The sequence below is a fragment of the Aestuariispira insulae genome (genome assembly GCF_003385955.1).
In the GTDB taxonomy this organism is placed as follows: Bacteria; Pseudomonadota; Alphaproteobacteria; order UBA8366; family Aestuariispiraceae; genus Aestuariispira; species Aestuariispira insulae.
Map to the genome: position 1 here is coordinate 590,371 of NZ_QRDW01000001.1, position 25,632 is coordinate 616,002.

Genomic DNA, 25,632 nt, shown 5'->3' on the forward strand with positions numbered 1-25,632 from the left:
ACTGCACGATGGCAAAAATTAATATATTTTAAAGGCTGTTAACCTATGCTCGACCAACCGGGGCACAAAAAGAAAGAAGTAGGGATGAAAGGTGGGGATTGGTATAAAAGCCTGAGCTGGAAACTCGCAGGGGTAACCATCCTTGTGGTGGTCATTGTCGCGGCCGTTTCCGGAGCATTCTTTTTGCGGATCGCAATCAGCCGTACAGTTGAGCAAACGGAGCTTCAACTGACGACCATTGCAACCAACGTAGATAACTCTGTCACCAACTTGCTTTGGTCGCTTAATGAGCAGGGTTTGGATGTTGCCGCGCAGGATCTCATTAACGATCCTCTAATCGGACATGTGGAAGTACGTGATGAAACCGGCACGCCTGTGATCCTGCTTTCCGATTCCCCCTCCGTCGACGAGGCGGGAACAGATGTGATCCGGCATTGGATCGACAGAGAATTAAACGGCCTGCAGATCAGTATCCCGCTGATCCATTCTTCTCTGGAATACGCGGAAAACGGCCAGCAGGAGCAGATTACCACCACCATCGGCGAATTGATCCTGGGCCCGTCCCTCGACACGGTTGATGACCATGTTTCCGACCGGTTTCAGGCGAGCCTGCAGGCCATGCTTCTGACCGGTCTGACTTTCGCCTTGACGGTGTTTTTGCTCTCGGTCCTGAATGTCACAAGGCCGCTGAACCGCCTGTCCCGCATCCTCACCCAGGCCGAAGAAACCGGGCAGGAGGAAAATCTGATCAAAGAGCTGGAGACAATTCGGCGCGATGATGAAATTGGCCTGGTGGCCGGACGTTTCCGGCAAGTCCTGGAGCAGTTCCTGGCAGGCCGCGATCAACTGGCCAGTTCGGAACGCAGTTTCAGGGATCTGATCGAAGGCTCCGTCCAGGCCTGGATCATCAGCCGCGAAGAGAAGGTTCTTTTTTGCAACCGGGCAGCGGCACATCTGTTCGGATACCAACGGGTTGACGATTTTCTCGGCACCAGCATGCTGAACACCTTCCCACTCGACGAACAAGGGCGCGCGCCCCATATCTTCCGCCTGGATGAACTGGCCCCCAAGGAAACCAAAACCCTGACCGAGGAAAAAAGGATCCGTCGGGACGGCCAGGAGATTTTTGTGGAGGGTCTGGTCCGCAGCGTCAACTGGATTGATGGCCCCGCCCTTCAGACCGTATTAGTGGACACCACTGAAAAACGGCGGGTTCAGCGGGAATTGAGGGATATGGCGGTCAAGGATGTCATGACCGGCCTGCCCAACCGGACTCTGTTCCGGGAAGAGGTCGAAAACGAGATCCGCAAGGATACGGAACGTTTCAGCGTCATGGTCATCGGCATCGACCGGTTCAAATCGGTGCGGGATCGATATGGCGCAACGGTTGCAGATGACATTTTGCGCGCGGTCGCAAAACGCCTGCAAAATGCGTTGGAGCCGAGAAAGGTTGTCCTGGCCCGCCTGGGCGAAAACATCTTCGGCGTTCTGGTCCGCCATCAGGGCAGCAATGCGCGGATCGCCTCGATCGGCTATGCGGCGCTTGATTGCTTCAAAAATGTTTTTGATATCCAGGACGGTCATATCACTTTGCAGGCCTCCATCGGTATCGCGGTTTATCCGGGCGACGGCTCACATATTGATGAGCTGCTGAAAAATGCTGAGATTGCCATGGATACGGCACAACCGCTGACCGACAAACGCATCCGCCTGTATGATGCGGTCATCGGTAAATCCATCCTGGATCGCATGGAGATGGAGATCGCCCTGCGCGCAGCGATCAATACCGATGCCATCGAACTTTTCTATCAGCCCAAGGTCGCGGCCAATACTGGTCGGCTGTGCGGGTTTGAAGCCCTGGTGCGCTGGAAGAAAGACGGCGCGTACGTGCCGCCCGACCATTTCATCCCGATTGCCGAAGAAACCGGCCTGATCATGCCACTGGGAGAACAGATTTTAAAAATTGCTGCGGCCCAGGTCAGCGATTGGATCAGCGCCCATAACCTGAATATCCCGGTTGCCGTCAATATGTCGGCATTGCAGCTGGTATCAGAAAAATTCGCGCATTTCTACAAAAGCACCGTCAAACGCTACGATATCCCCGCCGACCTTCTGCAACTGGAACTGACGGAATCGGCCACTGCGGAATATATCGATGACATTCTACCGATCCTCAACTCCCTCCGGGATTTCGGATGCATGATCGCACTGGACGATTTCGGGACTGGATATTCCTCGCTGAGCTATCTGAAGAAAATGCCGATCAGCTATCTCAAACTGGATCGGTCCTTTGTGGAAGACCTGCCAGACAGCGATGCCATGGCTTTGGCACGGATCATTTCGCTGCTGGGGCATGAGTTGGGCATGGAATTGATTGCGGAAGGGGTCGAGGACGAACAAACAGCACAAATACTGGAAGGCATGGGCTACGACCAATTCCAGGGCTACCACTATTCCAAGCCGCTCTCGCCGGATGAAGCCACCGCCTGGATCAGCAGGGCCTACAGGAACGAGGAGGCCGTGTGACATGAAACGGCTGCCTCTCAGTTTCCTGATTGTTGTTGCAGCCATTTTCGGCAAACAGGCCGCTGCCGACGAGATGACACTGCGCATTGCCGACCAGACTGACCGAACGTACGAATTCTATCACATACTGCTGGAACAAGCTTTTGAGCAGGCCGGACACAAGCTTACCCTGATCAAACGGACCGGCCTGCCCCAGAAACGCATTATTGCCCTGTTCGAGCATGGTGAACTGGACATCCACTGGATGCTCGAATCCAAAGAACGAAACGAGAAATACCAAGCAATTCCCGTGGGGCTGACCGGAGGGTTGGCCGGGCATCGTGTGCTGCTGATTTCTCCGGAACAACAAAGCCAATTTGACCCGGTCAAAACCTTGGACGATTTCAGGAATATGAACCTAGCTGGCGGATTTGGAGAAAACTGGTTTGATATCGATGTCTGGCGGCTCAATAAGTTGAGCTACACCGTCGCTCCCGGCGATTGGCGGTCAATCTTCTCCATCCTGCAATCTGAAAAACGCCGCCAGATATCAAACATTCATTATTTTTCGCGGGCGGTCACCGAAGTCGAGCTGGAAATTGCGCAATATCCGGCCCTCGTGGCAGAACAGAACCTAATGTTCATATATGACCGCGATTTCAAGTTTTTCCTCAATAGGAATGACCAGAGCCGCGGCCCTCTGCTGACCGCTGTCATGGAACATGCACAAAAAAGCGGCTTGATTGAAGATCTGGTTAATCGCTATTACGGTGCGTCACTCGAAAATTTGCATCTAGACCAGAGAACGAAATTCATCCTGGAAACCCCGCGCTGACTGTTGCCTCGCCCCTTGTCAGACGATATCCTCGCGCCCTGATAAAAATGCGGGGGAGACAAGGACATGCCGGCGTTGCGCAATAGCGGGATCACAGGCACGGTTGCAGGACTATTCATCAACCACAATCGTGAAACCGGCTTGCAAACGGAAGCGATTGAGGCCGTCACGGTGAATTACGCTGGGTTTGAGGGGAACAGCTATTCCGGCCTGACACGACCATCCTGTTCCCGGGTCCGGCACCAATATGAAGTTGGTACTGAGATCCGAAACACCAGACAGGTCTCCATTCTCTCGCAGGAAGAACTGGCAGAAATCGCGGACCGGCTTGAGATTGAGAAAGTGCAACCGGAGTGGCTGGGCGCCAATCTCTGCCTGACTGGAATTCCCGATTTTACCCATGTCACACCCTCTGCCCGCCTGATCTTTGAAAGCGGCGCCTCACTGGTCGTTGATATGGAAAACCACCCCTGCAAATATCCCGGCGAAGTGATCGAGAAATTTCACCCTGGAAAAGGCAAACGCTTTCCTGCCGCGGCCATTCATCGCCGTGGTGTAACCGCCTGGGTGGAACGGGAAGGACTGATAAAGCACGGCGACCTGGTCAGCCTGCATCTGCCGGACCAGCGCCGTCTTTATAATCCCGAAGGCTGACCTAAATGATGGTCAATGCCACGAATATCTAGACGATTGCGGCATTCGCCCCATCGACCGCAAGTATCAGCATGACACATAAAATCATGAAAAAAGGTGCAAGCACCTTCGTGAAGGCGGGTTTATCCGTTTCAAACATTGCCAATCCCCTATCTCTCCTAACACCTGCCCCCACAGCTGTCGCAGCATCATTCATGCCACACGGAGTTTTAAATTCTATTTCAGTTATTTGACAAATCCTCGACGAATGTTCAAGCAGGGATTTGTCAATTTATCCGACGTTTTTTTTAGTTTCCATCTTCCATTTTTCGGAATTCGCGGCGCAGCTCATATTCTTCAGACGCCACATGCTCTTCCATGGAACCTGCACGTTTCTCCAGATCATCGAACCGGTCTTTCAGATCCTGAAAAAACGGGTCGGATTCTTCCATCTTTTCCGAGAATCGGGGTTCTTCCGTCTCACGATATCCGGAATAAGCTGTGCCGGCCCCCGTCGCGCTGGCGGCAGCCACATGCGGCGCACGGCCAAAATTCCGCATTTGAGACCACCATCCTTCAACCTTGCCCGGATGATCCACCCAGAACCAGGCTACAAGGAATAGGAAAATCGCCAGGGGCGGATTCACCACCAGACAGACGATGAAACCAGCCTCCACCCAATGACGATGCAAACCGAAATGATGGCCAAGGCCACCGGTTACCCGGCGGATCACGCCGCCTTTGGGACGCTTGTGCCCCGTCTTCCGCTTATTCGAATGGCATTTCATTTTTCCCTCCATCCCGGGGCTTCAGCATCCAGGAGCTTTTCCAGAGTCCGGACCCTGTCATCCAACCGTTCCGCCCGTTCCAGAAGCCGTTTCAACTCGACAGCCTCAACGACGGTTTCACCATCCTTCAACTGCACTGATTTCATCTGTTTCCATCGTGTGATGAAATGAAAGATGATCCAGAGGGGTGCCACCACCACCAGGAACAGGATCATCAGAACAAATCCGAAAGCGCCGGAGAACATGAAGGATGCGCCTTTCTGCGTGTTTATTATAGATATTGATCATTCTTGAAGGTGCAAGATCACATGGCTCACTTTTTCTTGTCAGCCATTTTCTTTTTCAGGGCCGCCAATTCTTCCTCGACACCATTCTCAGCCTCAAGATCAGCAAGTTCCTGCTCCAGAGAACGAGCAGCGCTGTGATCTTTGGCCCCACCTTTGCCCAGGTCGTAGGATTCCGCATCCGCTTCCAACTCATCAATACGCCGTTCCAGATTCTCATAGCGGCTGAAGGCCTCCTCCATCCTCCCGTCATTCAGGGTCTGGCGGATTTTCACCCGTTTTTGCGCAGACTTCATCCGGATCTCGATCGATTTCCGTTTGGCGCGGGCCTCTTCCAGCTTCGCCTGTAATTTAGACATGTCATCGTTATATTTCGCCAGTGCCTGTTCCACATGGCCAAGTTCCGCGCTCAGGGCATCTGCCTGATCCGCCAGTTTGCGTTTGGCAACCAATGCCCCTTTGGCCAGGTCCTCCCGTCCTTTGGAAATGGCAAACTCAGCCTTTTCCGACCATTCCGTTTGACCGTCTTTCAGCTCCGCAAGGCGACGCTCGATCTCTTTTTTATCCGCAATGGACTTCACCGCAGAGGATCGAACTTCCACCAGGGTTTCTTCCATCTCCTGAATCATGAGACGCGCCATCTTTTCCGGATCTTCAGCCCGGTCCATCAGCGCATTCAGATTGGCATTCATAATGTCGGTAAAACGAGAGAAAATACCCATTCGTCTATATCCTTGATCAGGTCGTTGAACTCTGCCCTCTACATGGCAAGAGCCGTGCCAGACATTAAGCCTTTGATTTAGTGTGATTTTTTTCTTTCTCCTTGAAAATATACTGTCGATTTACGACATTACTTTTCGATATTCGATAGCAGAAAGCGATAAATGGCTCATTCACAAAATATCATCGGCGAAGATCCTGTTTTCCTGCAGATGCTGGAACAGATCTCCTCCCTGGCCCCGCTCAACAAACCGACCCTGGTGATCGGGGAACGCGGTTCGGGCAAGGAGATGATTGCTGAGCGGCTGCATTTCCTCTCCGCACGCTGGCAGGCCCCAGTGATCAAGGTGAATTGTGCCGCACTGACCAGCAGTTTGCTGGACACCGAACTGTTCGGCCATGAAGCCGGTGCCTTCACCGGTGCGGAACGGCGTCATCGCGGCCGGTTCGAACGGGCCGACGGCGGCACCCTGATCCTGGATGAGATCGCCACCGCCGCACCGGAAACTCAGGATAAAATCCTGCGTGTGCTGGAATATGGTGAATTTGAGCGGGTCGGCGGCTCGGAAACCCTGTCGGTCGATGTGCGCGTGGTTGGTGTCACCAATGTGGATCTTCCAGCCCTGGCCAGGCAGGGAAAATTCCGGGAAGACCTGCTCGACCGGTTGGCCTTTGATGTGGTGAATGTACCGCCTTTGCGGGCGCGCCCCCTGGATATCATGCTGTTAGCCGACCTTTTCGCACGGGACATGTCCCGTGAATTGGATCATCCCCATTTTTCCGGCTTCACCAAACAGGCAGAGCTTGCCCTGACCGCTCATAATTGGCCGGGCAATGTGCGTGAGTTGAAAAATGTGATCGAGCGCAGCGTGCATCGCCATCGGGATCCAGACAACCCACTGGACAGTCTGATTTTCGATGCATTCGTCTGCCCCTGGCGGATTAGTCAACCATCCCCAGAAGCCCCCCCCTCCTCTGGGAAAACGCCATTGCCCCCCAGTTTTCATCAGGCCGTGGCCGATTTCGAAAAGGATATTCTGGAAACAAGCCTCCGGAAATGCCGTCACAATCAAACCGAGGCAGCCCGGCAGCTTGACCTCAGCTACCACCAATTCAGACGGCTGTTAAAGAAACACGCAATCTCGGGCTGATTTCAGTAACCCTGGAGGATTTCCCCGTCCCATGGGTAGGATTGGTATTACAAACCCACCCTTTCATGCCTTTGTCCTACATGGAAAGGCTGGCAGAAACCTACCCCTTATGACAGGTTGCAGGCTTAACCAGAACCGGCGATCATAGCAACTTCAGACAGTCTATTTCAGGAAGGAAGACCCGGCCATGAGCTTTGCAGGCAAAAAAGCCCTGACCTTTGGATCGGCGACCATTGATGTGATTGCAGCCGTTGACGATCACGACATTGAGCGCATGACCATGAGCAACGCCGCCTCTTCCTTCCTATTGTTGGAAGAAGGCCGCAAGATCGATGTTGCTTCCGTCAACAGCTCAGTCGGCGGTGGCGCCACCAATACTGCCGTCTCCATTGCAAGGCTCGGCTATGATGCCGCCTGCGTGGTCAGGATTGGCGAGGATAACGAGGGTGACACGGTACTGGAGACACTCAGGGCGGAAAATATCGATACCCGCCTGGTCATTCGCGACACAAGCCTGCCGACCGGCAAGACGATCATGGTTTCCTCCCATGTGCGCAACCCGACCATTTTCACCAGCCGCGGTGCCAATGTCGCCCTGACGGAAACAGAAGTCACCGACAGCCTATTTGCCGGGCGTGACCTGGTTTATGTGGCGGGATTGTCCGGGGATTCTGCCGCCTGCTTCCCCAAGATCGTGAAACTGGCCAAACAGGCCGGCGCCTTTGTCGCCGTCAATCCCGGCATCCGTCAATTGACCTATTGGGCGGGCGATGTGCGCGAGGCACTGGCCCATGTGGATCTGCTCTCTATCAATGCGGTTGAGGCGGAACAGCTTGCCCTGACCCTAATCCCGAAAGGTCAGCCAAAGCGCGGCAAACAGCAACCTCCCAAAGACGGGCCGAAGCTTCTACGCACAGGCCTTGCCGGACGCACATTGGAAAAGCTGGTGGAACGCGTTTGCGAGGAAGGCCCCAAGATCATTCTGATCACCAACGGCTCTGAAGGGGCCTATGCCGGCACCAAGGATGGCATCACATTCTTTCCCGCCGACAAGATCAAGGTTGGCAGCACCGCCGGCGCGGGTGATGCCTTTGCCAGCACCTTTGCCGCCTTTGCGGCCAGCGGCGCAGACATGACCACCTGCCTGAAGGCCGCCACCCGAAATGCGGCCTCGGTCATCAAGGTCAGCGATACCCATTCTGGCCTGATGGGATTTGATGCTCTTGTCACCGCCATGGAAAATTGAGTTTGACAGTCGATGCTGATGCCCCCTATATGGAACACATGACTGAAATGATGCACATCACCGCTGTTTATTTTGCGCGTCTCCCATAGGGGCGGCGCGGACGAGTGATATGCAAACACAAGCCGCCGCCAGGGCGGCTTTTGTTATTTCGGACAGGTCTCCCTGGCTCCGGCCGATTTGGAGACCGAAAAAGATGAATAACACCCAAAACTCTTGGCCGGACTGGCAACCCCGTTCCATCGCAATCAAGCGATTGCGCCCGCGCACCTTCATTCATCAATGCACCGATATTGAGGGATTGGACAATGCCCTGACAGAAGGGCCCGCCCCAATCTATCTCGGTTTTGATGCCACGGCCGACAGTTTGCATGTGGGCAGCCTGGTGCCGGTCATGATGATGCGCAACCTGCAGCGTGCCGGGCATAAACCGATCATCCTGGTGGGCGGCGGCACCAGCCGCATTGGCGATCCCAGCTTTCGGAAAGACAGCCGACCAATGCTTTCCGACGCAGATATTCAACGCAATATTGACGGCATCCGGAAAGTGTTCGGAAAATTCCTCACCTTCGGGGACGGGCCGACCGATGCTGTTCTGGTCAATAATGCCGAATGGTTGGATGAATTAAACTACATTGACATGCTGCGCGATATCGGCCGCCATTTTTCCATCAACCGGATGATCGGGTTCGACAATGTTAAAACCCGCCTGGAAAATCAGCAAAATCTCAGCTTCCTGGAATTCAACTACATGATTTTGCAGGCCTACGATTTCCTGGAACTGCACCGCCGGTTCGGCTGTGTGGCACAGCTTGGCGGGTCGGACCAATGGGCCAATATCATCAACGGGGTTGATCTGGTGCGCAAGATCACCGGCAAGACAGTCTTTGGACTGACCACCCCTTTGCTGACCACCGCCACGGGTGCCAAAATGGGCAAGACAGCCGATGGGGCTGTCTGGGTCAATGACGACCGGCTGCCAGCCTTTGATTATTGGCAGTTCTGGCGCAATTGCGCCGATGAGGATGTTGGCCGATTCCTGCGCATCTTCACGGATCTCAATCTGGAAACCATTGAAGATCTTGAAGCCCTGAGAGGGAGCGAAATCAACAGCGCGAAAAAGGTGCTGGCCAGCCACGCCACTGCCCTCAATCACGGCATGGAGGCAGCCTTGAAGGCCGAACGTGCCGCCCAGGATGTGTTTGAAGGCAGCGCCACCGGCAACGATCTGCCCGTCATCAATATTGATCTTGATGACAGCCGCAACGGTCTATCCCTGGCCGATCTCTTGGTGCTCAGCGGCCTAAGCAAAACGAAAAGCGAGGGAAGACGGCTGATCCGGGGAGGCGGCGCCCGGCTTGACGGTTCGGTGATCTCTGATGAAAAAGCTGTTCTTGGTCCCGATATCCTGTTTGCAGGAAGCTCTTTGCGGCTGTCGGCGGGACGAAAGCGCCATGCGCTTATTCAGGTTGGTTAAACAAAACCGGGGCAGAATTCCCTGCCCCGGTCGCCCTGCCCCCGGTTCGTGCTCCAGATATGTTCTTCACTCAGATGATTCGTTGTACATATTGACAATAATCCCGGACATCATCGTCTCCTGCGCGCATGTCATCAAACCGGGCTACGATCCAGCCACTGATCCTGCGATTCGCCTGGCCGAATTCAAAGCTGGCCGCCAACACTCCATAATCATTTGCGGACCGGTAAAGCCGGAATGCCTGGGAACGCCTCTGCCTCGGCAGATAAACCGGGCATTGGGACACAAAATAATAGCGGCTGTCCGCTTCAATGATCTGGCCCGGATCAAAGCCATAGCCCCGGGCAATCACCGCGCATTTGCTGCGCCCCAACAGATTGACAGCGATCAGAAAGCTGCCCGTGCCATCATCATATTTCCAGGCCTCAGAACGGGTCAGATAAAGGCCTTGCTCTGCGGCCTTTTCTTTAGCTGACATATGGGGACGCCCGGTCAGTTTCTCCGCGCTATCACGCATCAATGCCATCGTCTGCCCCTCAGCGTCCAATCCCGGTACACAGACCGTATTCAACGCCGACCAGGCCTTCAGATCCATCGATATCGCCACAGGCTCATGACGAGCGCCCTGGCTCATGCCACAGCCCGATAGGAGTGAAATAAGGATAATTGCCAGTATGATTTGCGGCATCCACCCGCCCCTGCCTTGCGCATTCAACCCTTAAGCCTGCCTTCAAGCCTACCCCTCAAAGGTTAAGGATCTGCAAAGATTCCGGGCGGGTGGCTGTCACCCCTGCCTCAAACGAAAGTGGACAACTCCTCTAAGCTCTTCTTTTCCAGAGCATGTGCCGGCACTTCCGCCCCCTCAGCCGGATAGCCAACCACCAACAGGATATAGGGCCGCTCGCTGTCCGGACGTTCCAAGATCTCATTGAGGAATTTCATCGGCTTTGGTGTATGGGTGAGGGTCGCCAAACCACTGTGATGCAGGGCATTGATCAGAAAGCCCGTCGCGATCCCGACCGATTCAGGCACATAATAATTCTTGCGCCGGTCTCCCTCTTCGGTTTCGCCATTCCTCTGGGCGAAAATCGCGATCAACCAAGGAGCATGTTCCAGAAAAGGTTTATGGGCATCCGTACCGATCTTTTGCAGATCATCCAGCCATTCCTGGCCGGCACGACCACCATAAAACCCGTTTTCTTCAATTTCCGCCGCGCCCCGGATCCGTTGTTTGATCCCGCTATCCGAAACACAAACAAAATGCCAGGGCTGGTGATTGGCACCACTGGGGGCCGTGCCAGCCGCCAGCAAACAGCGCTCGATGATATCACGCGGGACCGGTCGGTCCGAAAAATGCCGAACGGAATGACGTCGTTTTATCTCAGCATAAAACGCATCGGCCCTCTGGCGCATTTCCTCTTCCGGATATTCGCGATAATCCGGCAAAGGGGTCGGGTTATAGGTCTCGATCAAATCTCTGAATCCCCGTTCATGAATCTTCCGATTTGATAGAACATATTATAGTTGAAATTTCAACTATAATTCTGGCCATCCACCTGAACCATCACCAAACAGTTACCTGAATACCTTTGACCCAATTCCATTAGCGTGTATAACGATTACCAGGAGGGGCTCGCTAATGTCCGGGGACAGACATGAACGACCGCGATGCCTACATCACCGCGGCCACGCTATTGAAAGAGCATGGTGAGCTGGCTTGGTTACACGCGACAACCAAAGCCGAAACATTGTTGGAAGAAGGTGACATCAGAGGCCAACGGGTCTGGCTGAAGATTATTCGTGCCATCGACGACCTTCAGCGCCAAGATAGCGGCAGCCTGCACTGAGTGATGCTAATACTGGGATTTTTTCTGAATCAAGATCATGACGAACCGCTATCGTCGGCGGGGTATTACCCTCTCGCCCTCAGACCATCTGCGGTTCAAAAGGCAGCAATTCGCAGTTGCTCATGATCTTGCCAGTGATTGCCTTGAAAACCAGGCCATGACCGACAATCGCTACTGTCTTTCCCGAAAGCGTTTGCAGACTTCTTTCAAACGCCCGCACCCGGGCGAAGAAATGATCGTCCGGCTCCTCCTCAAACCCATCACGTCCGGCAGGCGTTTGATACCACCATTTTTCAGGCAAATGCCCAAAGGACAGCCCGGGAAAGTCACGGGCAAGCGCCGCCGGGGACCGCCCCATATCACAAGGACTGCACAGCTTTTCATGATGCCCGGATGCAATGGTGATCGGGGCGACATCTTCAAACGCACATAAAGCAGTCTGGATCGCCCGGGTCAGAGGTGAGCAGATCACATGGTCAATGTCCAATTCTTTAACTTGCGTCTTGAGATCCCTGGCCTGCTGGCGCCCTTCACCGGTGAGCGGCACATCCACAATATCGGGGATAGGCTCACCATTGAGCGAGGCCGCATTAAACACGGATTGACCATGTCGGATAAAATAGATGGCCATCTCTTCCTCGGGGTAGACTAATCATACAAATCCGATGACAACCTACGCACGATCATCGGGATTTCAACCCCATCCGCCTCAACAAATCGGCGGGGAACGGAAAATCACTGTAGTTTCCCACCAAGCGCGAGATCCAGGCCTTGCAGTTTGTCCATGGCATGCCGCCCACGCGGGGAGAGAAGCCCTTGCTGCTTCTGCTCGTCTTTCAACCGGCCAATGACCCTTTCCTGATCATCCAGCATGAACATTGCCCGGCGAATGAGATCCGCTTCGGCACTGTCCTCGGCAAAAACCCGTTTAAGGTCAGCGAGCTCTTCAATCAGTGTTTTTGACATTCGTTCCACCCTAAAATCTACGTTAAGGGTAACGAGAATGAGACATCAATGGCAAGGCCAGGCCAGCGTTTTGCGCCGCCAAAGCATGTCAGCTCAGATGCCATATCCAGGAAAAGCGATTGCCTATCAGCACGATATCCGTCACTTGGCGTGATGACTTTTTTTTTGCCGACCAGGCGTTCAGTGAAGCTGGACCAGCTCGTGGCAGAACTTTATCCCCCGGGCAGCGACAATCGATTCGGCCTGTCGGACGAAATCAAGCGCTGCATCCGGCAAAGCATATTTGCCAACGATCGTGATCACTGGCTCTCGGCCTTCCGCTTCTGGAAATTCCGCCAGGATATCGCCGCTTTCGATAAAACCGACATAGGTATTTATCTTTTCCTGCAAAAGAAACAGATGATCATCTTCCCGGCCTTCCCAGGGCAAGCTGTCGGTGATGGTCAACACAACTTCGTCTGTCTCCTGATCGATCCCGATGAGATCGATGATGTCGGTCTGCTCAACTGCCATTACTGTTTACCGGTCTGTCATGTTCAAATGAAGCTCTCATATTTTTCAGCATCATTTACTCGCTTGCAACCCATGATCCGTTTAATACGGATGAGAAGCACCATATGTTCTTTTCGCCACTGAATGGATAACAATGAAGAAACCATGCCTGATCATTCTGCTATTGCTGTTCCCAAATCTATCATTGGCTGCGCCAAAGGCTGATCTATGGCCTTTCTGGGAAAAACATGATCCTACCGCCACCTTGAGAATAGATCACAGTGGATGGAATGGCCTTCTGCAGCGCTATCTCTCCAATACTGCCGATGGTATTTCAAGATTTTCCTATGGCAGGGTCACCGCCATGGATCGGGCGTCGCTTGATCGATATCTTGCCGCAATGAGCCGGGTTGAAATTGGCCGCTATTCGCGTCCCCAGCAAATGGCCTATTGGATCAATCTTTATAATGCGCTGACTGTCAGAACCATCCTGGATCATTATCCGGTTGAAACCATCCGTGACATTGATATATCCCCCGGATGGTTCTCCGACGGTCCCTGGGGTGCCAAACTGATCACGGTATCCATGCAGGCCCTCAGCCTTGATGATATCGAGCATCGGATACTCCGCCCGATCTGGCAGGATCCGCGCCTGCATTACGCGGTTAACTGTGCCTCCCTTGGCTGTCCGGATCTATTTAGGGAAGCCTTTGATGCCGACAGGCTCGACGAACAGTTGGACCGGGCCGCCAGCAATTTCATCAACCATCCCCGCGCTGTTCACCTTGAGGGAGGCGATCTGGTGGTCTCCAGCATCTATCACTGGTTTTCGGAAGATTTCGGCGCCAGTCAACAAGAGGTCATACGTCATATCAGGACCTATGCCGCGCCGGCCCTTAAAAACAGCCTGGCGGCCTATGAACGATGGAACCGGCATCAATATGACTGGCGTTTGAACGACTCTTCCCCCCAGCCCTGACGGTCATTCCTTCGCACTATTTTAATAAATAGCCCCCTATAATTTGACCATGTTGACCTCACAGACGATCAATCATTCCGGACAATTGGCAGATGACAAACTTCGCCTGCTCTACGATTATTGGCAGAGCCTGGCGACCAATTTCAGCTTGCCGCGCGCAGACCATTTCGATGTTTTCGAAGTGCCCGCCGCTGTTTTTCCAAAGATTTTCTATGCCGATATCCTGCGCGGCCCGAAGGATGGACAATTGGATTTCCTGCAGCGGCTGACCGGCATAGAGCTGGATCGAGCCTACGGAAAATCACTGAATAACAAACGCCTGACCGAATTGACCGATCTGGGAACGGCTCCCCTGATACAGGAACTCAGGCGTGTTGTTTTCTCTGCCACGCCGCGCTATTCTGAGGGGGCATCCCTCGCACCCGATCATCATTATGACCGGGCCTGCCGGATTGTCTGTCCCCTTGTCAATGCCGAGGGGGCCGTGACCCAGTTGATTGGCGCCGTCCGCTATTATTGGAACGGCACCGTTCTTCCCCCCTCACAATCCGCTTCGTCATACATCACTGCCACCGCTTGACAGCGCCCCGGTCAAACAGGTTAAATTCTCCTGGGGATTGAGATTGGCCTGACCAAGTCTACTAAAACTCCTGATCAAGAAGAGTCGGTTGGACAAATGGGGGCCCAAATGACCGTAAGATATATTGGCGTCATATTCATGACTGCCTTGCTGCTGGCACGGCTGCCGGTTTCCAACGCTAAGGCTGGGGATAGCAGATCCCATTTCGTACCGCCGAATGGCTGGAATGAGATTTCTCACAGCAACAAAGATGATCGGCAGGAAACACTTTACCTGCCGGAAGGGCAAACGCCCGGCAATTGGTCACAGATGATTACCCTGATCAAATTGAAAGATAACAGTGAAGAAGCCATGCACAGCCTGGTCGATCAAACCATGCGCCAGGCCATGCTGCTCTGTAAGGAACCACCTTTGACCCGTGGTCGCTTCCGCAACGGAACAGGACTGGAAGATGGCTATATTGCAGAAACCGCCTGCGATAAAACCGGGGCAGATATCAATGACAAAAACCCCGCTCTGAACAGGGAATTACTGAGGATTTTCGTCGATCAGCGCAAAGATGGCATCATCATGCTCAAATACAATTGGCGACATGCGAGAATTTCCGCTCGAAAACGTTTTGACGACCCTGCCCAACTCAACAGTTTTTCCAATGTCATTGAGGATTTGCGCTGACCCCGTTATCGGTGACAGCACTATCAGAAACTGAAACCTCTGGGAATTAACACCACATCCTTGTCACCAAGCTTTTCCCATACCTCCCAGGATAATCGATAGGTGGTGTGGCAATGGGTGCAGCGCCAATCGGTTTCTTGCACGTCCGGATCACTGCTGATGGGTTCGCTTGGCATCCCGCAAATCCGACAACGCAACATTTTTTCCAGCCCACGCAGATTGTTTTTTCGGATCTGCATTCCCTGTTCTCCTTGCATTAGGGCACCTTATTTTGGCGCAATACTCCTCCAATTATTGCAAGCAAACCGCATGCCAAATGAAGCATATCGACAAAAACACCCCCGCCATGCTGCACCATGGCGGGGGATCAAGCTAACCAAGGAATTTCGGGAGCATTCCAAACCCACAGAGCCCCCACTAGACTGAATGATAGTCTAGGATTGGATTGGTTAAAAAAGAGATAACGATTAGTGGAATTGATGGATTAAAAATCTACCAATGGTTAATCCGTGGACGGCAACACCATTTCAAACTGTTGCTTATCAAAAAGGCCGGGACCAACCAGGGAGACGTTCGCTTCGGTCGGTACGGACCTCAACAAGCGACGCGCAGCATTGGCAAGGCCCGCCGTCGACGAAGGTTCAGCTTCACCAAGCCTTTTTTCCAATTCCCGCAGCACCGCTGCCGCATCCTCTATCCAGAGCTGTGTTTGTATATCCATGAACCCAAAATAGAACATTAAATGAACAATTCAAATCTTTTTTCGAACACCGCCTAAAATATCCTCATGTTGGAAACCAGATATTAACCCGGTTGACGGACAATGATCGAAAAAACAGGACATGGCAGTTCCGGGCATAAACACTGATGAATTTGACCCGCTTTGCGACGGGGGGAAGCACACAGGCACCAAAACCGTATGGTATTTGGTTATGCCAATTCCTTTTGGCTGGATTTATCCTATTCGCCTCCGGGCAGGCCCAGGCTGCCTCGCCGAAAGTTTTCGACGAAACCAGGGAAACGGGTTGGTCACAGCTGGTATTGGACCTGCAACGTGAATTTTCGGAAATGGGTCTTTATTCCGGTCAGGTAAATGGCTTTCCCGACACACAGCTATTAGATGTCATCGTTAATTATCAGGAACAACACCGCCTGCCCGTTGATGGCCGCCCCAGCCCGGACTTATTGGACCATATTCGTACTCGAGGACGCCCGGAAAACCTGCTCAGCAACCTGAAAAAACAAAAAACCGAGGATCAGGAGTGGGCCCGCACAGCCCTCTTGAAGAACGAGGCAACGCGGGATCTCGTTTCGCTGCCAGTCCCACGGGAAGTTGCCGACCCGACACGTAATCTCGATCGGTGCCTGACAAAGCCAACGGTAAACTGCTTGATCAATGAAGCGCTCGAAAGCGCCAAAGCGGTTAACAAACCGGAAATGCGCCAGTGGGTTTTCCGGGACATCATGAAAGCGCAATCCTATTCAGGACGGTTTGACGAGGCCCGCCTCACGATAAGACGCCTTGAGGATCCTCGTCTCATGCTTGTTGCCCTTCAGGAACAGGTCGCGGTTCTGGCCCATGCAAACCGTCTGGATGATGCCCACAAACTGGCCCACCAGATTCCCGACACCGCCACCCGGCTGAAAGCCCTTGCCGAATTGCTTGTCGCCACACCGGGAAATCGCGCCTTGACCTCGGAAATTCTGAAAACGGCAAATGCCCTGCCCGATCACCTCGATCGGATCAACATTCTAACAACGCTCGCACCACGGATTTGGCGGGAACGCGAACCGGAAAATGCAATGATCATTCTGGATCACGCCCTCTCGGAGAGCCATTCCCTACAGGATGGCAGCGAACGTGAAAATGCACTGATCATGATTGCCGGTGCAAAAGCAGCCATGGGTGATGAAGGTGCTCTGGAACAGGCGATTTTCCGGCACGAAAAGAAAAAATCACTTCGCTATCTCGCTGTCGCACTTTGTGATCTAGCCATTCATCGTAGTCGGAATGGCAACCTGCCCTCTGCAACGGCCTTGCTCAAACGTGCACGCGATTACCAGTCTGAAACCAAAGGATTTTCGTCCCAGTATATCCTGGCCCGGCTTGCCGAAACCGAAGCCCATTTAGGGGCGTTTCCCGCAGCCCTGACCACTGCAGGCAGCATTGAGAAAGCAAACATGAAAGCCAGAACTTATTGGTCAATTGCCATGATCATCCGAAATGGCCAGGCCAAAGGTGATCATGATATGCAGGTCGAGATTGACCGGCTTGCGCTAGATGCGATGGCAGCAATCAAAAACGATTTTGACCGCATCACATTACTCAGCAGCATGGCGATCCAGCTTATGACCCAAGGCGACCCAATTGAAGCGACAAGGCGATTCAAAAAGGCACTTGGATTAGCGGGTAAGGTGACAAACAATTGGTGGCGTGCGCGCGCCTTTGGTCGGCTCGCACTGGTGAAAGCTAAACTCTCAGAAATAACTTTGAAATAGGCCGTCAGGTTGCCGTAGCCGTCCGGATCACATCAGGCAACGTATCCATACGGCTGTTTTTATTCACCCGGTACTTCGCCCCATAGCGGAAACAATCATCAACGATGTCTGTTTGATCCTCGGCGGTCAGCAAAATAACAATCGGCATATCACCACTTTCAAACAGGTTTTTGAGTGTCCGGATGCCGCTAAACCCCGGCATGTGAATGTCCAAAAGCAAGACATCCGGCTTCAACTGTTTGCACATGGTGAGGGCTTCTGCACCATCTGCCGCAACGCCAACAAGCTCAAACTCAGTTTGTTCAATCAGGGCGGATACAAGCTTCCTGATGACCAATTCGTCATCTGCCAAAACTATCCGAACCTTATCATTTTCCATGGATATTCCTGCCACCAACAACCTAAAGTTTCACGATCAAGAATAGTCCGGGAACCTTAACAACTTCTCAAGATAGGACCCGTTCGAACCAGTTTTCCAAACCCGTCCGGTAATCCGGCCCTTTTTCCAGGAAAGATGTGTTGTCCGGCCTTGAAAGAGCATCCAGTTCTTTTTGCGGCCTGGACGCCAGAATCAAGATCCTCGTATCTCCGATCATGGCCAAGGTCTTGAAGATCTCAGCCAATTCTATGCCCGTCATACGGTGCAGTTGCATGCTGGTCACAAACAACGCCGGCTTTAACGTCAGTCCACAATCAATGGCTTCTATAGGGGTCGAAGCGTTTGAGATGCGCAGGCCAAGCCGCGACAACTCCTCCGACATGATTTTTGACCAGACTTTTTCGGGAATATGCAGTAAAGCCACCGATCTTTCAGGCCCGTCTTCGTCCGTGTCGGCTGCATGGGTCGGCAGTTTCCGGATCAATGCAACCGCTTTTTCCTCTCCGAGATCACGACCTGACTCAATGATCTCAGACAACACCTTGAGATAATGACCGGCTTCGGTGGATGGAATCGGACTATCGGTGCCTAAGGGGGCAATATAATCCTCGAGGGCATGGGCAATATGGGAGACAGAGGCGAAACCGAAACTGCCAGCACTGCCCTTGAGAGAATGGACCAGCAGCTTGAAATCAGAAACCAACTGGGACGTCTCACCGTCCCCACTGTCAAATCGGCAAAGAATTTCATCCAAACTATAGAGTTTTTCCCGACAGTCCTGAAGGAATTCTCCTTTTAATTCCTCTCGGATCCGTTCCAAATCCGGCAGCATTTTTTTTCCTTGTACGTTGCATTCCGGCTGCTAGGCCGGCCCCTAGGATCCATCGAATGCTTCATGATAACAAACTTCGGCCTGCTGTTCGACAGCCACTCAAAAAAATAATCAGCTTCCAAACTGAATATCCACCGCATTCTCTATGATGGAATCCGAGAGGCCATAGCGTTGAAAAATGCGCGCGACTTCACCTTCGGCAAGAAGCTTTCCGTAGCTAAGGTCAAAAGCCCTGCATACCTCCGGATCCCAAAAGCTGGCCATTTTCGGAGAGGGCTGGAACAGAGGATGCACCCGGATCGGCATTGTAGGATCGATCTTATTCTCGTTTCCCAAAATCAAGGCATACCACCGGAAAATATTGATGTCACTGACGACCAGATCAACCCGTTTCCGGTAAAGCATCTGCACTTGGTTCAATTGGTTGGGAAGCGCCATATAGGCATCATGCTCTTCTGCCATGCGCGCAAATTCCGGACTGATCACCTTGTGGGCCGTTTGAAAAGCCGCGATGCTGTAACCGCGCATATCATTGATCCCACCAAGCTCGATATCCTGCTCCGCCAGTGAAGCAACAACATTCTGATAATGGATGTATGGCCGGGTCAGGCAGGCATTGGCAACCACTGGACGGGTCACAGTCAAGATGCCGTCCAGTTGCTGACGATCGAACTCATGGACCCGTCGGTTCATAGATACAAAGCGCGATCGCATCCGGTAACCCGCATCCTCCAGAACCGCCGCAACCAGTTCAAATTCCGCGCCTCTCTTTTCCCCCTGAAAGATATAGGGTGAGAGTGAAAACCCTATGCCAATATTCAAGGTCAACGGATCTTTTCCAGGGTCTTCTGCATTAGCAGCCGATCCCGCCACAGCCAAGAGCCACAATATGGTGCAAACGCTACGGAGCATCATGTTCGGATTAGTCACTTCCCCCCCATATTCGAAGAATGTGTCAGGTATAGAAAGTCTAGCAACAGCCTGTGACAGTCTATCGGGAACATGAGAAAAACGAAAGGAAACAAAACGTTCCATGATTTTGGCTGGTGGCTGGGCACAGATTTATCTCTCCTGCGCGTCCGCGCTCACTTCAGCCAATTGCCGTTTAAACTCGATGGCCGCCCGCCAAAAACCACCATCCGCCCCATCAATGAAATGAACATGCTCGCTGGCCGCCAGGGAAAAGACCAAACATGTCATCAGCGCCTCATCTGATTCATGGGTACCAAAACAAATCTGCCCTTCGGCCCGTTCCTTTTCCAGCATGGACCGAATTTGTATGACCTGGGCCGGACTACAATCGAATACAAGGCGCAACATGTCATCAAATCGCCGGAAATCGGAATTTTCCTTCAGCTCCTGTCGATAGGCATGACCACGATAATCACCAGCTTTCAGATCAAGGAGATTACAGGCCCACTGGATCGCGCTTTCCAACAGCAATTTGAAATATCGTCGTCGATAGGATTGATGGCCGCGGGTTGCCCGTGCTTCTGCGGCCAGGCCCTTCGGCGGCCAGCGAAAAGACAGGCTTTCATCCGTGACCGGACTGGCATTCCGGGCATCCTCTCCCAGGATATCCTGCAAGGCCTCCATGATCCTGCGATAGACCCTGGATCTCTGTTCCGGGTCACCCTCTGCCATCGCCCGCACCAGCAGCACCAGCATCCTGCCGTTTCGGGCCTTCAGGGGCTCCCACCGGCAGGATATTCCGGTGAGATCCGGTGGACCGTCGGCCGCGCGCTCCATCACCTGGTAGCCCTGGCGACCATCATCCTCTTTGACCAATTGATCTGCAAGCTCCACCCCGCCTCCGGAAAACATGGCGAGCGGATTACCCCGGCTCAACTCGAAGCGCGCGACCATGGCATCGGCACCACGGCGGCGAATTTCCTCCACCGGCACGAAACCGATCCTGAGTGAAAGCTTGAATTGCTCTTCAGACATGGCGCTGGTCCGGATCAGTGCCTCGCGCGCAGCGGAAACAAAGTCCGAAGGGATGATCAAAGTCGCGCCATCACCACCAAAGACATAGGGTATTTCACACCCCTTGATCACATTCAGCACCGCGGTGATACAACAGGCGCCGACCATGTTTACATCCTTATAGCGGCCTTCTTGAACCGCTATGGTGGATTTGCGGATATCCGCCACGGCGACAACCCAATCATCCGGCACAGGGTGATAAAGCTCAGGATCGGCAACTTTTCTGAAATCGGTGAAAGCCTGCAAATCCTGATAAAAATTTTTACTGTCCGCCACAACCGATCCCTTGGACATTCTCAAGCTCATCCCTCTTGAATTCCCCATAACTATAACCGGACAAACCACGTGCTGACATATAAAGCTTTGAATTCGCAGAACAATTCGTTAACAACCCCCTAACACTCTACCATTAGTAGACATTAATCTCCCAATAATACCTGTCTGATGATCCAACGATTTTTGCAGAAAACTCACCTATAAACCGCGCAAATCATAGCATTCCAAATGTGAAATAGATAAAATTCGAGCAAAATTATTTAAATTGACCCGCTCTTTGAATCGGAGGAGCATTTAATCCAATGGTTGCAACAGCGGTTAATAATGACGGCCCGCGCAGCGTTAAGAATATGAAATGCCCACCTTTTCCCTGGCAGAAAGAAATGGGCGTCCTGATAGGAAAATCGGACGGGGGTTATGGTTGGAGTAAACTTGTATCGCCAGTTGATCAAAGCAAGCTTCTTTTGGCTGCCACTTTTCGGCGCGGCCTTTCTTGCGTTCGGCATGCTGACGGAAGCCAGAACAGGCATCGTCGCGCTGGAAAGCGCTGGTTTGGCACCGGCAATGATCACAATCGAAAAGACCGAACAGAGCTGGTTTAGAAAAAGCGGTCTCGGTCGGCAGGCCGGTGGCACAGCCATGGTCAGGATCATCCTCCCTTCAAACAACCATTCCATCCAGCCAGGGGACATTGTAACGGCCTATGGCCGCAAAGGTATCGATCCGGTTTTCATACATTCGGATCTGGTGAACAAATATCGCGCCAGCCCAGATTTGGCCGGTTTGGCCATCACACCGGAATTCCTGGCCTATGGCATGGCATCCCTCTGGTGCGCGCTATTTGCTTATTGTTTTCAGATATTCGTCGCCCGGAAACGCTATCGGGCGGGCTGTTGGACCGCAGACAGTCCGGAATTACGCGAAATCCGGGATGAGGCAGCAAGTCTGTATGAAAACCATCCCCTGCTCTACCGTGCGAAAGTTGTGTCCGCCGGTTTTTTGGGACTCATTTTCTTTCCAACCCTGCTCATATTGCTGGTTCTTTCCCTCGGCTATATCCTGTTTATCTTGGTCCTATCGCTTCCCGCCACCAGCATTCAGGCGGATATAGCGTTGCCAGCCCTCATCCTGAGTGCCAGCCTCACCTTGTTGGCCGTCGCCCGATTGATTCAGTCCAGCCTGCCCAAAACCACCGGGGTTCCGCTCCCCCCCGGAGATACTCCGGCATTGGAACAGATGATCCAGGAAAGCTGTTTGAAGACCGGCAATAAACCCATCAAAAATCTGCTTATCACCGGCGACTACCAGCTTGAATTTCTACCGCTTGGTTCAGCGGGTTTCTGGCCGGTTCCCCGGTTCACACTGGTCATCGGCCTGCCTTTACTGCAATCCCTGTCTCCCCTGGAATTCCAGTCGGCTCTGATCGGAGAACTGGCACGGCATAATCAGCATGGCAACCGCTTGGGGGCTTGGCTCTATCGATGGCAGCAGATTTTCCAACATATGCGGGCGCGCAAGAAGAATGACAAAGCCTTTGCTGATGCCATTTTACGCCCCTTCCTGGATCAATTTGCGCCGTCCTTCAATGCATTGGCACGATTTCTCGTAACCGAACAGATCCAGACCGCCGACAAGGTTGCAGTAAAAGAAACCGGACCTGATGCAACAGCCCAGAGCATCACCAGCACCTATGTCAGCCACAAGCAATATGAAACCGTCTTTTGGGACGATTTCTACAGGCGCAGTTACCAGAACCGGTATCCTAAAGAGCTGCCCTATGATATCAGCAGCCGCTTCTTTGCCTCCAAGGCCGTCCGGAAACATATGGCAGAATTGGCCGGCGGCAAAATACCGCAGCCACGCGGGCATATCGAATTTGCGTTCCGTGATCTTCGAGGGCGGCTGCGGGATCTACGCCTTCACCCGCAAATCCCCGACCGCCTCAATCTTTCCGCGGATAAATCTTTGCTGGGCGACGCCGAGCCAGGCATCAGAGATGCATTGAATATGATCTGGTGGCAGCAATCCCAACCGGTCTGGGACGCCTGCCATAGCCATTACCGCACATTATCAGAGCGGCAAAAAGAGCTTGATACGCTCTATGAAGACGGCCAACTCACAGAAGAACAATGGCTTGAATGGGCTGATATCGCCCGATATCTGGATGGATGGGACGCGGCAGCGGATATCTATGAAACCATGTTGATCCAGTTTCCGCGCAATCCGGAAGCCAATTATACAGCCGGCTGGTTCCGACTGCATGATCGCAATCTAAGCGGCCTGCAAATGCTGGAGATCGCGATCGAAGAAACCCCGGCACTCAGTATTGATATCTGCGCAGATGCCGTCGAGCTCCTGGAAGAGATGGACGATTCGGCATTGTTGGGGATTTGGCGCCAGAAACTGCAGCACGAAAAGGCTAATTTCCGGCTCGATCTTGCGGAACGTGGGCGTCTGCTTGACTCCGACATCCTGATTGAACATGATCTGGGCTCACAAGAAATGAAGGATCTGATCCAAGCGATCGCAAAGATCCCGGAAGTTGAACAGGCTTTCCTAGCCCGAAAACAGATTACCGCCCGCCCGGATTCCCCGCTCTATGTGCTGGGAGTAAATGGTCCAAATAGCAAATGGCCTTCATTTGGCCATGATGCCGTAAGCGCCCTCAGGGGAAAGTTGGACCTGCAGTTCGAAGCCTTTGTTGTTCCACTGAACAATAAGTTCAAAAAACTGCAACGACAATTTGAGACAATGGAACATGCCCTGATTTTCAACCGATCGGGGCGAGCACACCATAATACGGGAGAAGGCCACACCTGAACCGGCAGGTAGCAGAGAGGAACTGACGACGATGAAACTGATTGAAAACGACCCGCTCGACCTTGAAATGCTGAAAAAGATGCTGACGGCAAAAGAAGACCTGAACTTGGTCTGGCCTTCGGCGGATTATCCGTTTTGTCCGATCCAGTGGTCGGAACGGTTGAATCCAGATCGCGGATCTCTTTCTTTCTGGGTCATGGAAGAAGACTCGATCATCGGCCATGCCTGCCTGTCGCCGTCAACTGCGCCGGGTCGGTGGACTGTCAATCATCTCTATCTGATTTCCGACAAACGCGGGGATGGCCGGGGCAAAAAAATCCTGGAATTGCTGGAAGAATATGCAAGAGAAAACCTGGATGCCCGCAGCCTATTGTTGCGTGTTCGGGATGAAAACTTGCCCGCGATCCGGACATCCGTCGCCCATGGCTTTACCGAAATCGGCCGCAACGACACCCACGTAAAAATGTCCAAAGCCTTGAACTGATTCAATTCCCCGTTTAACCCCTGGTGGCATTGTGATAGAATATTTCCCGCCTGCCCATGTCAGAAGACAAAGCAGCAGGCGGAATGCTCAATCCCAATTCATCCACCAGAAGGGAGGTTGTCATGGGGAATCTGGAAGGCGTGAACAGCCACGCCTATGTGAACATGCGTCCCGGGCAGGATACAAATGGCGGACGAACAAAGCCTGACTCCAATGCCGGCCCCAAAACTCCGTTATCCTCATTGGCTGATGAGCTGGATCTTCTGGAACAATCCGCCGCGCTGACTATTGAATTGACGGATGCCGCTCGAAACGCGCTGGGATATGCCCAAACCGCCGCGCAGATGGCAAAGCGTTTCACCATGGATAACCTGTTCAATCATCTGACGCGGACCTTCGAACATAAATTGAAGGCGACCTTCGGCCCCATGGCAGGCCAGGCATCCGATATTGATCAAAATGCCATGAGGATCGCCAATCAGCTGGGCGAAGCCACCGCGCTGAAAGCCTCAAATGGCGCAAAAGAACTGTCGGTGGACTCGCTTACAGTTTCAGTTGCCATAGAAAAAATTGATCTCAGCATCCGTCAGGAGGATCAGGTTACACACATCAACCTTCAGCGGGTCGAGATCAATATCGAATATTATGCCATGGATATTACCGGAAAAATCCGACCGGAAACTATCATGCAAGATCCCCTGGTCTTTGACATGGATGGTAATGGCATTGACACCCTGCCCCTGGAAGATGGCGTATTATTTGACCTCAACGCCGACGGATCAAAGGAAAAATCCGCCTGGATCAGCGCAAATGACGCATTCCTTGCCTATGACAGGAACGGCAACGGTCGGATCGATCATGGCGGGGAATTGTTCGGCGACCAGCATGGTGCCAGGGATGGGCTGGCGGAGTTGGCAAGGTTCGACGACAATCAAGATGGCGTCATTGACAGCCAAGATGCCATTTTTGACAAATTGAAACTCTCTTTTGGCGATGGCCGCGTGGACAACCTCTCCGACAGCGGTATCGTACGGATCACTCTGAATGAGGCCGTCTATAATGACCGCCCCCTGGCAGGTGGACGGGAAATTGCCCGGTTCAACTTTGACTACGATGATGGCCGACAAGGCCGGGGCGCCGAGATCCTCTTAAGAACCATCGCCTGATCGTTCGCCTGTTGA

At 52.9% G+C, this 25,632-nt stretch carries 28 protein-coding genes; 14 read left to right on the forward strand and 14 right to left on the reverse strand.

All coding sequences use genetic code 11. From position 1 onward, the window contains the following. Positions 1-84 precede the first annotated feature (84 nt). The 3 genes from DFP90_RS02960 to DFP90_RS02970 all read left to right on the forward strand — a co-directional run bounded on the left by DFP90_RS02960 (position 85) and on the right by DFP90_RS02970 (position 3,994). Positions 85-2,526: a putative bifunctional diguanylate cyclase/phosphodiesterase gene (locus DFP90_RS02960; protein WP_181905152.1), complete on the forward strand. Its 2,442-nt coding sequence runs from the start codon at positions 85-87 to the stop codon at positions 2,524-2,526. Between the two features lies 1 nt (position 2,527). After that, positions 2,528-3,340, forward strand: a complete 813-nt coding sequence (locus DFP90_RS02965; RefSeq protein ID WP_115934905.1) for a hypothetical protein — start codon at positions 2,528-2,530, stop codon at positions 3,338-3,340. A gap of 66 nt (positions 3,341-3,406) precedes the next feature. After that, on the forward strand, positions 3,407-3,994 hold the full coding sequence (locus tag DFP90_RS02970) for an MOSC domain-containing protein (RefSeq protein ID WP_115934906.1): 588 nt from the start codon (positions 3,407-3,409) through the stop codon (positions 3,992-3,994). Positions 3,995-4,281: 287 nt separating this feature from the next. Here DFP90_RS02970 and DFP90_RS02975 read toward each other — a convergent pair whose 3' ends face one another. The 3 genes from DFP90_RS02975 to pspA form a co-directional block, all read right to left on the reverse strand. Beyond that, the gene (locus tag DFP90_RS02975; protein WP_115934907.1) at positions 4,282-4,761 is read right to left on the reverse strand and encodes a PspC domain-containing protein; all 480 of its coding nucleotides are present in this window, start codon (positions 4,759-4,761) and stop codon (positions 4,282-4,284) included. Then, a complete protein-coding gene (pspB, locus tag DFP90_RS02980) occupies positions 4,758-5,006 on the reverse strand; it encodes an envelope stress response membrane protein PspB (protein ID WP_115934908.1) in 249 nt (82 codons plus the stop codon). Before pspB ends, DFP90_RS02975 begins: the two co-directional genes overlap by 4 nt. A 68-nt stretch (positions 5,007-5,074) precedes the next feature. Beyond that, a complete protein-coding gene (gene pspA / locus DFP90_RS02985; protein ID WP_115934909.1) occupies positions 5,075-5,767 on the reverse strand; it encodes a phage shock protein PspA in 693 nt (230 codons plus the stop codon). 162 nt (positions 5,768-5,929) lie between these two features. On the opposite strand from pspA, the gene pspF reads away from it, so the two are divergent. The 3 genes from pspF (at position 5,930) to tyrS (ending at position 9,636) form a co-directional block, all read left to right on the forward strand. Further along, a complete protein-coding gene (gene pspF / locus DFP90_RS02990) occupies positions 5,930-6,916 on the forward strand; it encodes a phage shock protein operon transcriptional activator (RefSeq protein ID WP_115934910.1) in 987 nt (328 codons plus the stop codon). Positions 6,917-7,103: 187 nt separating this feature from the next. Beyond that, positions 7,104-8,162, forward strand: coding sequence for a carbohydrate kinase family protein (locus tag DFP90_RS02995; RefSeq protein ID WP_115934911.1), 1,059 nt, complete (start codon positions 7,104-7,106; stop codon positions 8,160-8,162). 193 nt (positions 8,163-8,355) lie between these two features. Next, on the forward strand, positions 8,356-9,636 hold the full coding sequence (gene tyrS / locus DFP90_RS03000; protein WP_115935503.1) for a tyrosine--tRNA ligase: 1,281 nt from the start codon (positions 8,356-8,358) through the stop codon (positions 9,634-9,636). Positions 9,637-9,706: 70 nt separating this feature from the next. On the opposite strand, the gene DFP90_RS03005 is transcribed toward tyrS, so the two are convergent. Then, on the reverse strand, positions 9,707-10,270 hold the full coding sequence (locus DFP90_RS03005; protein ID WP_147300917.1) for a hypothetical protein: 564 nt from the start codon (positions 10,268-10,270) through the stop codon (positions 9,707-9,709). A 161-nt stretch (positions 10,271-10,431) separates the two neighbouring features. Further along, complete coding sequence (locus DFP90_RS03010) at positions 10,432-11,109, reverse strand: nitroreductase family protein (protein ID WP_245956947.1); 678 nt, start codon at positions 11,107-11,109, stop codon at positions 10,432-10,434. A gap of 182 nt (positions 11,110-11,291) precedes the next feature. Here DFP90_RS03010 and DFP90_RS03015 point away from each other — a divergent pair, with 182 nt between their 5' ends. Further along, entirely contained in the window at positions 11,292-11,483 is a 192-nt protein-coding gene (locus DFP90_RS03015; protein ID WP_115934913.1) for a hypothetical protein, read from the forward strand. 79 nt (positions 11,484-11,562) lie between these two features. On the opposite strand, the gene DFP90_RS03020 is transcribed toward DFP90_RS03015, so the two are convergent. The 3 genes from DFP90_RS03020 to DFP90_RS03030 form a co-directional block, all read right to left on the reverse strand. Next, positions 11,563-12,114 carry a histidine phosphatase family protein gene (locus DFP90_RS03020; RefSeq protein WP_115934914.1) on the reverse strand — a complete coding sequence of 184 codons (552 nt, stop codon included), beginning with the start codon at positions 12,112-12,114 and terminating at the stop codon, positions 11,563-11,565. A gap of 104 nt (positions 12,115-12,218) precedes the next feature. After that, positions 12,219-12,449: a hypothetical protein gene (locus DFP90_RS03025; protein WP_115934915.1), complete on the reverse strand. Its 231-nt coding sequence runs from the start codon at positions 12,447-12,449 to the stop codon at positions 12,219-12,221. A gap of 180 nt (positions 12,450-12,629) precedes the next feature. After that, positions 12,630-12,962, reverse strand: a complete 333-nt coding sequence (locus tag DFP90_RS03030; protein WP_115934916.1) for a DUF6572 domain-containing protein — start codon at positions 12,960-12,962, stop codon at positions 12,630-12,632. 133 nt (positions 12,963-13,095) lie between these two features. Here DFP90_RS03030 and DFP90_RS03035 point away from each other — a divergent pair, with 133 nt between their 5' ends. The 3 genes from DFP90_RS03035 to DFP90_RS03045 all read left to right on the forward strand — a co-directional run bounded on the left by DFP90_RS03035 (position 13,096) and on the right by DFP90_RS03045 (position 15,175). Continuing rightward, positions 13,096-13,920, forward strand: a complete 825-nt coding sequence (locus DFP90_RS03035) for a DUF547 domain-containing protein (RefSeq protein ID WP_115934917.1) — start codon at positions 13,096-13,098, stop codon at positions 13,918-13,920. Between the two features lie 49 nt (positions 13,921-13,969). Further along, positions 13,970-14,500, forward strand: a complete 531-nt coding sequence (locus tag DFP90_RS03040; protein WP_115934918.1) for a PAS domain-containing protein — start codon at positions 13,970-13,972, stop codon at positions 14,498-14,500. A 138-nt stretch (positions 14,501-14,638) separates the two neighbouring features. After that, complete coding sequence (locus DFP90_RS03045; RefSeq protein ID WP_147300918.1) at positions 14,639-15,175, forward strand: hypothetical protein; 537 nt, start codon at positions 14,639-14,641, stop codon at positions 15,173-15,175. A gap of 23 nt (positions 15,176-15,198) precedes the next feature. Here the strand turns inward: DFP90_RS03045 and DFP90_RS03050 are convergent, their stop codons facing one another. Beyond that, entirely contained in the window at positions 15,199-15,414 is a 216-nt protein-coding gene (locus DFP90_RS03050) for a hypothetical protein (protein WP_115934920.1), read from the reverse strand. Between the two features lie 263 nt (positions 15,415-15,677). Further along, positions 15,678-15,896: a hypothetical protein gene (locus DFP90_RS03055; RefSeq protein ID WP_147300919.1), complete on the reverse strand. Its 219-nt coding sequence runs from the start codon at positions 15,894-15,896 to the stop codon at positions 15,678-15,680. 224 nt (positions 15,897-16,120) lie between these two features. Between DFP90_RS03055 and DFP90_RS03060 the strand changes: the two genes are divergently transcribed. After that, complete coding sequence (locus DFP90_RS03060; RefSeq protein WP_181905153.1) at positions 16,121-17,674, forward strand: peptidoglycan-binding domain-containing protein; 1,554 nt, start codon at positions 16,121-16,123, stop codon at positions 17,672-17,674. 4 nt (positions 17,675-17,678) lie between these two features. On the opposite strand, the gene DFP90_RS03065 is transcribed toward DFP90_RS03060, so the two are convergent. The 4 genes from DFP90_RS03065 to DFP90_RS03080 form a co-directional block, all read right to left on the reverse strand. After that, positions 17,679-18,053, reverse strand: coding sequence for a response regulator transcription factor (locus DFP90_RS03065; protein ID WP_115934923.1), 375 nt, complete (start codon positions 18,051-18,053; stop codon positions 17,679-17,681). Between the two features lie 67 nt (positions 18,054-18,120). Beyond that, positions 18,121-18,885, reverse strand: coding sequence for an Hpt domain-containing protein (locus tag DFP90_RS03070; RefSeq protein WP_115934924.1), 765 nt, complete (start codon positions 18,883-18,885; stop codon positions 18,121-18,123). A 111-nt stretch (positions 18,886-18,996) separates the two neighbouring features. Further along, the gene (locus tag DFP90_RS03075; RefSeq protein ID WP_181905154.1) at positions 18,997-19,713 is read right to left on the reverse strand and encodes a substrate-binding periplasmic protein; all 717 of its coding nucleotides are present in this window, start codon (positions 19,711-19,713) and stop codon (positions 18,997-18,999) included. Between the two features lie 234 nt (positions 19,714-19,947). Next, positions 19,948-21,177, reverse strand: coding sequence for a DUF3095 domain-containing protein (locus DFP90_RS03080; RefSeq protein ID WP_218044556.1), 1,230 nt, complete (start codon positions 21,175-21,177; stop codon positions 19,948-19,950). Positions 21,178-21,564: 387 nt separating this feature from the next. On the opposite strand from DFP90_RS03080, the gene DFP90_RS03085 reads away from it, so the two are divergent. From DFP90_RS03085 to DFP90_RS03095, 3 genes are all read left to right on the forward strand, one after another. Further along, positions 21,565-23,967, forward strand: coding sequence for a hypothetical protein (locus DFP90_RS03085; protein ID WP_147300920.1), 2,403 nt, complete (start codon positions 21,565-21,567; stop codon positions 23,965-23,967). A gap of 31 nt (positions 23,968-23,998) precedes the next feature. After that, positions 23,999-24,451, forward strand: a complete 453-nt coding sequence (locus DFP90_RS03090; protein ID WP_115934928.1) for a GNAT family N-acetyltransferase — start codon at positions 23,999-24,001, stop codon at positions 24,449-24,451. Positions 24,452-24,573: 122 nt separating this feature from the next. After that, complete coding sequence (locus DFP90_RS03095; protein WP_115934929.1) at positions 24,574-25,617, forward strand: hypothetical protein; 1,044 nt, start codon at positions 24,574-24,576, stop codon at positions 25,615-25,617. Positions 25,618-25,632: the final 15 nt, after the last annotated feature.

Excerpts from the sequence above, each read along its gene's own strand:
- DFP90_RS02960 (WP_181905152.1), top strand. The coding sequence starts at position 85 with ATGAAAGGTGGGGATTGGTATAAAAGCCTGAGCTGGAAACTCGCAGGG.
- DFP90_RS02965 (WP_115934905.1), top strand. The coding sequence starts at position 2,528 with ATGAAACGGCTGCCTCTCAGTTTCCTGATTGTTGTTGCAGCCATTTTC.
- DFP90_RS02970 (WP_115934906.1), top strand. The coding sequence starts at position 3,407 with ATGCCGGCGTTGCGCAATAGCGGGATCACAGGCACGGTTGCAGGACTA.
- DFP90_RS02975 (WP_115934907.1), bottom strand. The coding sequence starts at position 4,761 with ATGAAATGCCATTCGAATAAGCGGAAGACGGGGCACAAGCGTCCCAAA.
- pspB (WP_115934908.1), bottom strand. The coding sequence starts at position 5,006 with ATGTTCTCCGGCGCTTTCGGATTTGTTCTGATGATCCTGTTCCTGGTG.
- pspA (WP_115934909.1), bottom strand. The coding sequence starts at position 5,767 with ATGGGTATTTTCTCTCGTTTTACCGACATTATGAATGCCAATCTGAAT.
- pspF (WP_115934910.1), top strand. The coding sequence starts at position 5,930 with ATGGCTCATTCACAAAATATCATCGGCGAAGATCCTGTTTTCCTGCAG.
- DFP90_RS02995 (WP_115934911.1), top strand. The coding sequence starts at position 7,104 with ATGAGCTTTGCAGGCAAAAAAGCCCTGACCTTTGGATCGGCGACCATT.
- tyrS (WP_115935503.1), top strand. The coding sequence starts at position 8,356 with ATGAATAACACCCAAAACTCTTGGCCGGACTGGCAACCCCGTTCCATC.
- DFP90_RS03005 (WP_147300917.1), bottom strand. The coding sequence starts at position 10,270 with ATGAGCCAGGGCGCTCGTCATGAGCCTGTGGCGATATCGATGGATCTG.
- DFP90_RS03015 (WP_115934913.1), top strand. The coding sequence starts at position 11,292 with ATGAACGACCGCGATGCCTACATCACCGCGGCCACGCTATTGAAAGAG.
- DFP90_RS03020 (WP_115934914.1), bottom strand. The coding sequence starts at position 12,114 with ATGGCCATCTATTTTATCCGACATGGTCAATCCGTGTTTAATGCGGCC.
- DFP90_RS03025 (WP_115934915.1), bottom strand. The coding sequence starts at position 12,449 with ATGTCAAAAACACTGATTGAAGAGCTCGCTGACCTTAAACGGGTTTTT.
- DFP90_RS03030 (WP_115934916.1), bottom strand. The coding sequence starts at position 12,962 with ATGGCAGTTGAGCAGACCGACATCATCGATCTCATCGGGATCGATCAG.
- DFP90_RS03035 (WP_115934917.1), top strand. The coding sequence starts at position 13,096 with ATGAAGAAACCATGCCTGATCATTCTGCTATTGCTGTTCCCAAATCTA.
- DFP90_RS03040 (WP_115934918.1), top strand. The coding sequence starts at position 13,970 with ATGTTGACCTCACAGACGATCAATCATTCCGGACAATTGGCAGATGAC.
- DFP90_RS03045 (WP_147300918.1), top strand. The coding sequence starts at position 14,639 with ATGACTGCCTTGCTGCTGGCACGGCTGCCGGTTTCCAACGCTAAGGCT.
- DFP90_RS03050 (WP_115934920.1), bottom strand. The coding sequence starts at position 15,414 with ATGCAGATCCGAAAAAACAATCTGCGTGGGCTGGAAAAAATGTTGCGT.
- DFP90_RS03055 (WP_147300919.1), bottom strand. The coding sequence starts at position 15,896 with ATGGATATACAAACACAGCTCTGGATAGAGGATGCGGCAGCGGTGCTG.
- DFP90_RS03065 (WP_115934923.1), bottom strand. The coding sequence starts at position 18,053 with ATGGAAAATGATAAGGTTCGGATAGTTTTGGCAGATGACGAATTGGTC.
- DFP90_RS03070 (WP_115934924.1), bottom strand. The coding sequence starts at position 18,885 with ATGCTGCCGGATTTGGAACGGATCCGAGAGGAATTAAAAGGAGAATTC.
- DFP90_RS03080 (WP_218044556.1), bottom strand. The coding sequence starts at position 21,177 with ATGAGCTTGAGAATGTCCAAGGGATCGGTTGTGGCGGACAGTAAAAAT.
- DFP90_RS03085 (WP_147300920.1), top strand. The coding sequence starts at position 21,565 with ATGGTTGGAGTAAACTTGTATCGCCAGTTGATCAAAGCAAGCTTCTTT.
- DFP90_RS03090 (WP_115934928.1), top strand. The coding sequence starts at position 23,999 with ATGAAACTGATTGAAAACGACCCGCTCGACCTTGAAATGCTGAAAAAG.
- DFP90_RS03095 (WP_115934929.1), top strand. The coding sequence starts at position 24,574 with ATGGGGAATCTGGAAGGCGTGAACAGCCACGCCTATGTGAACATGCGT.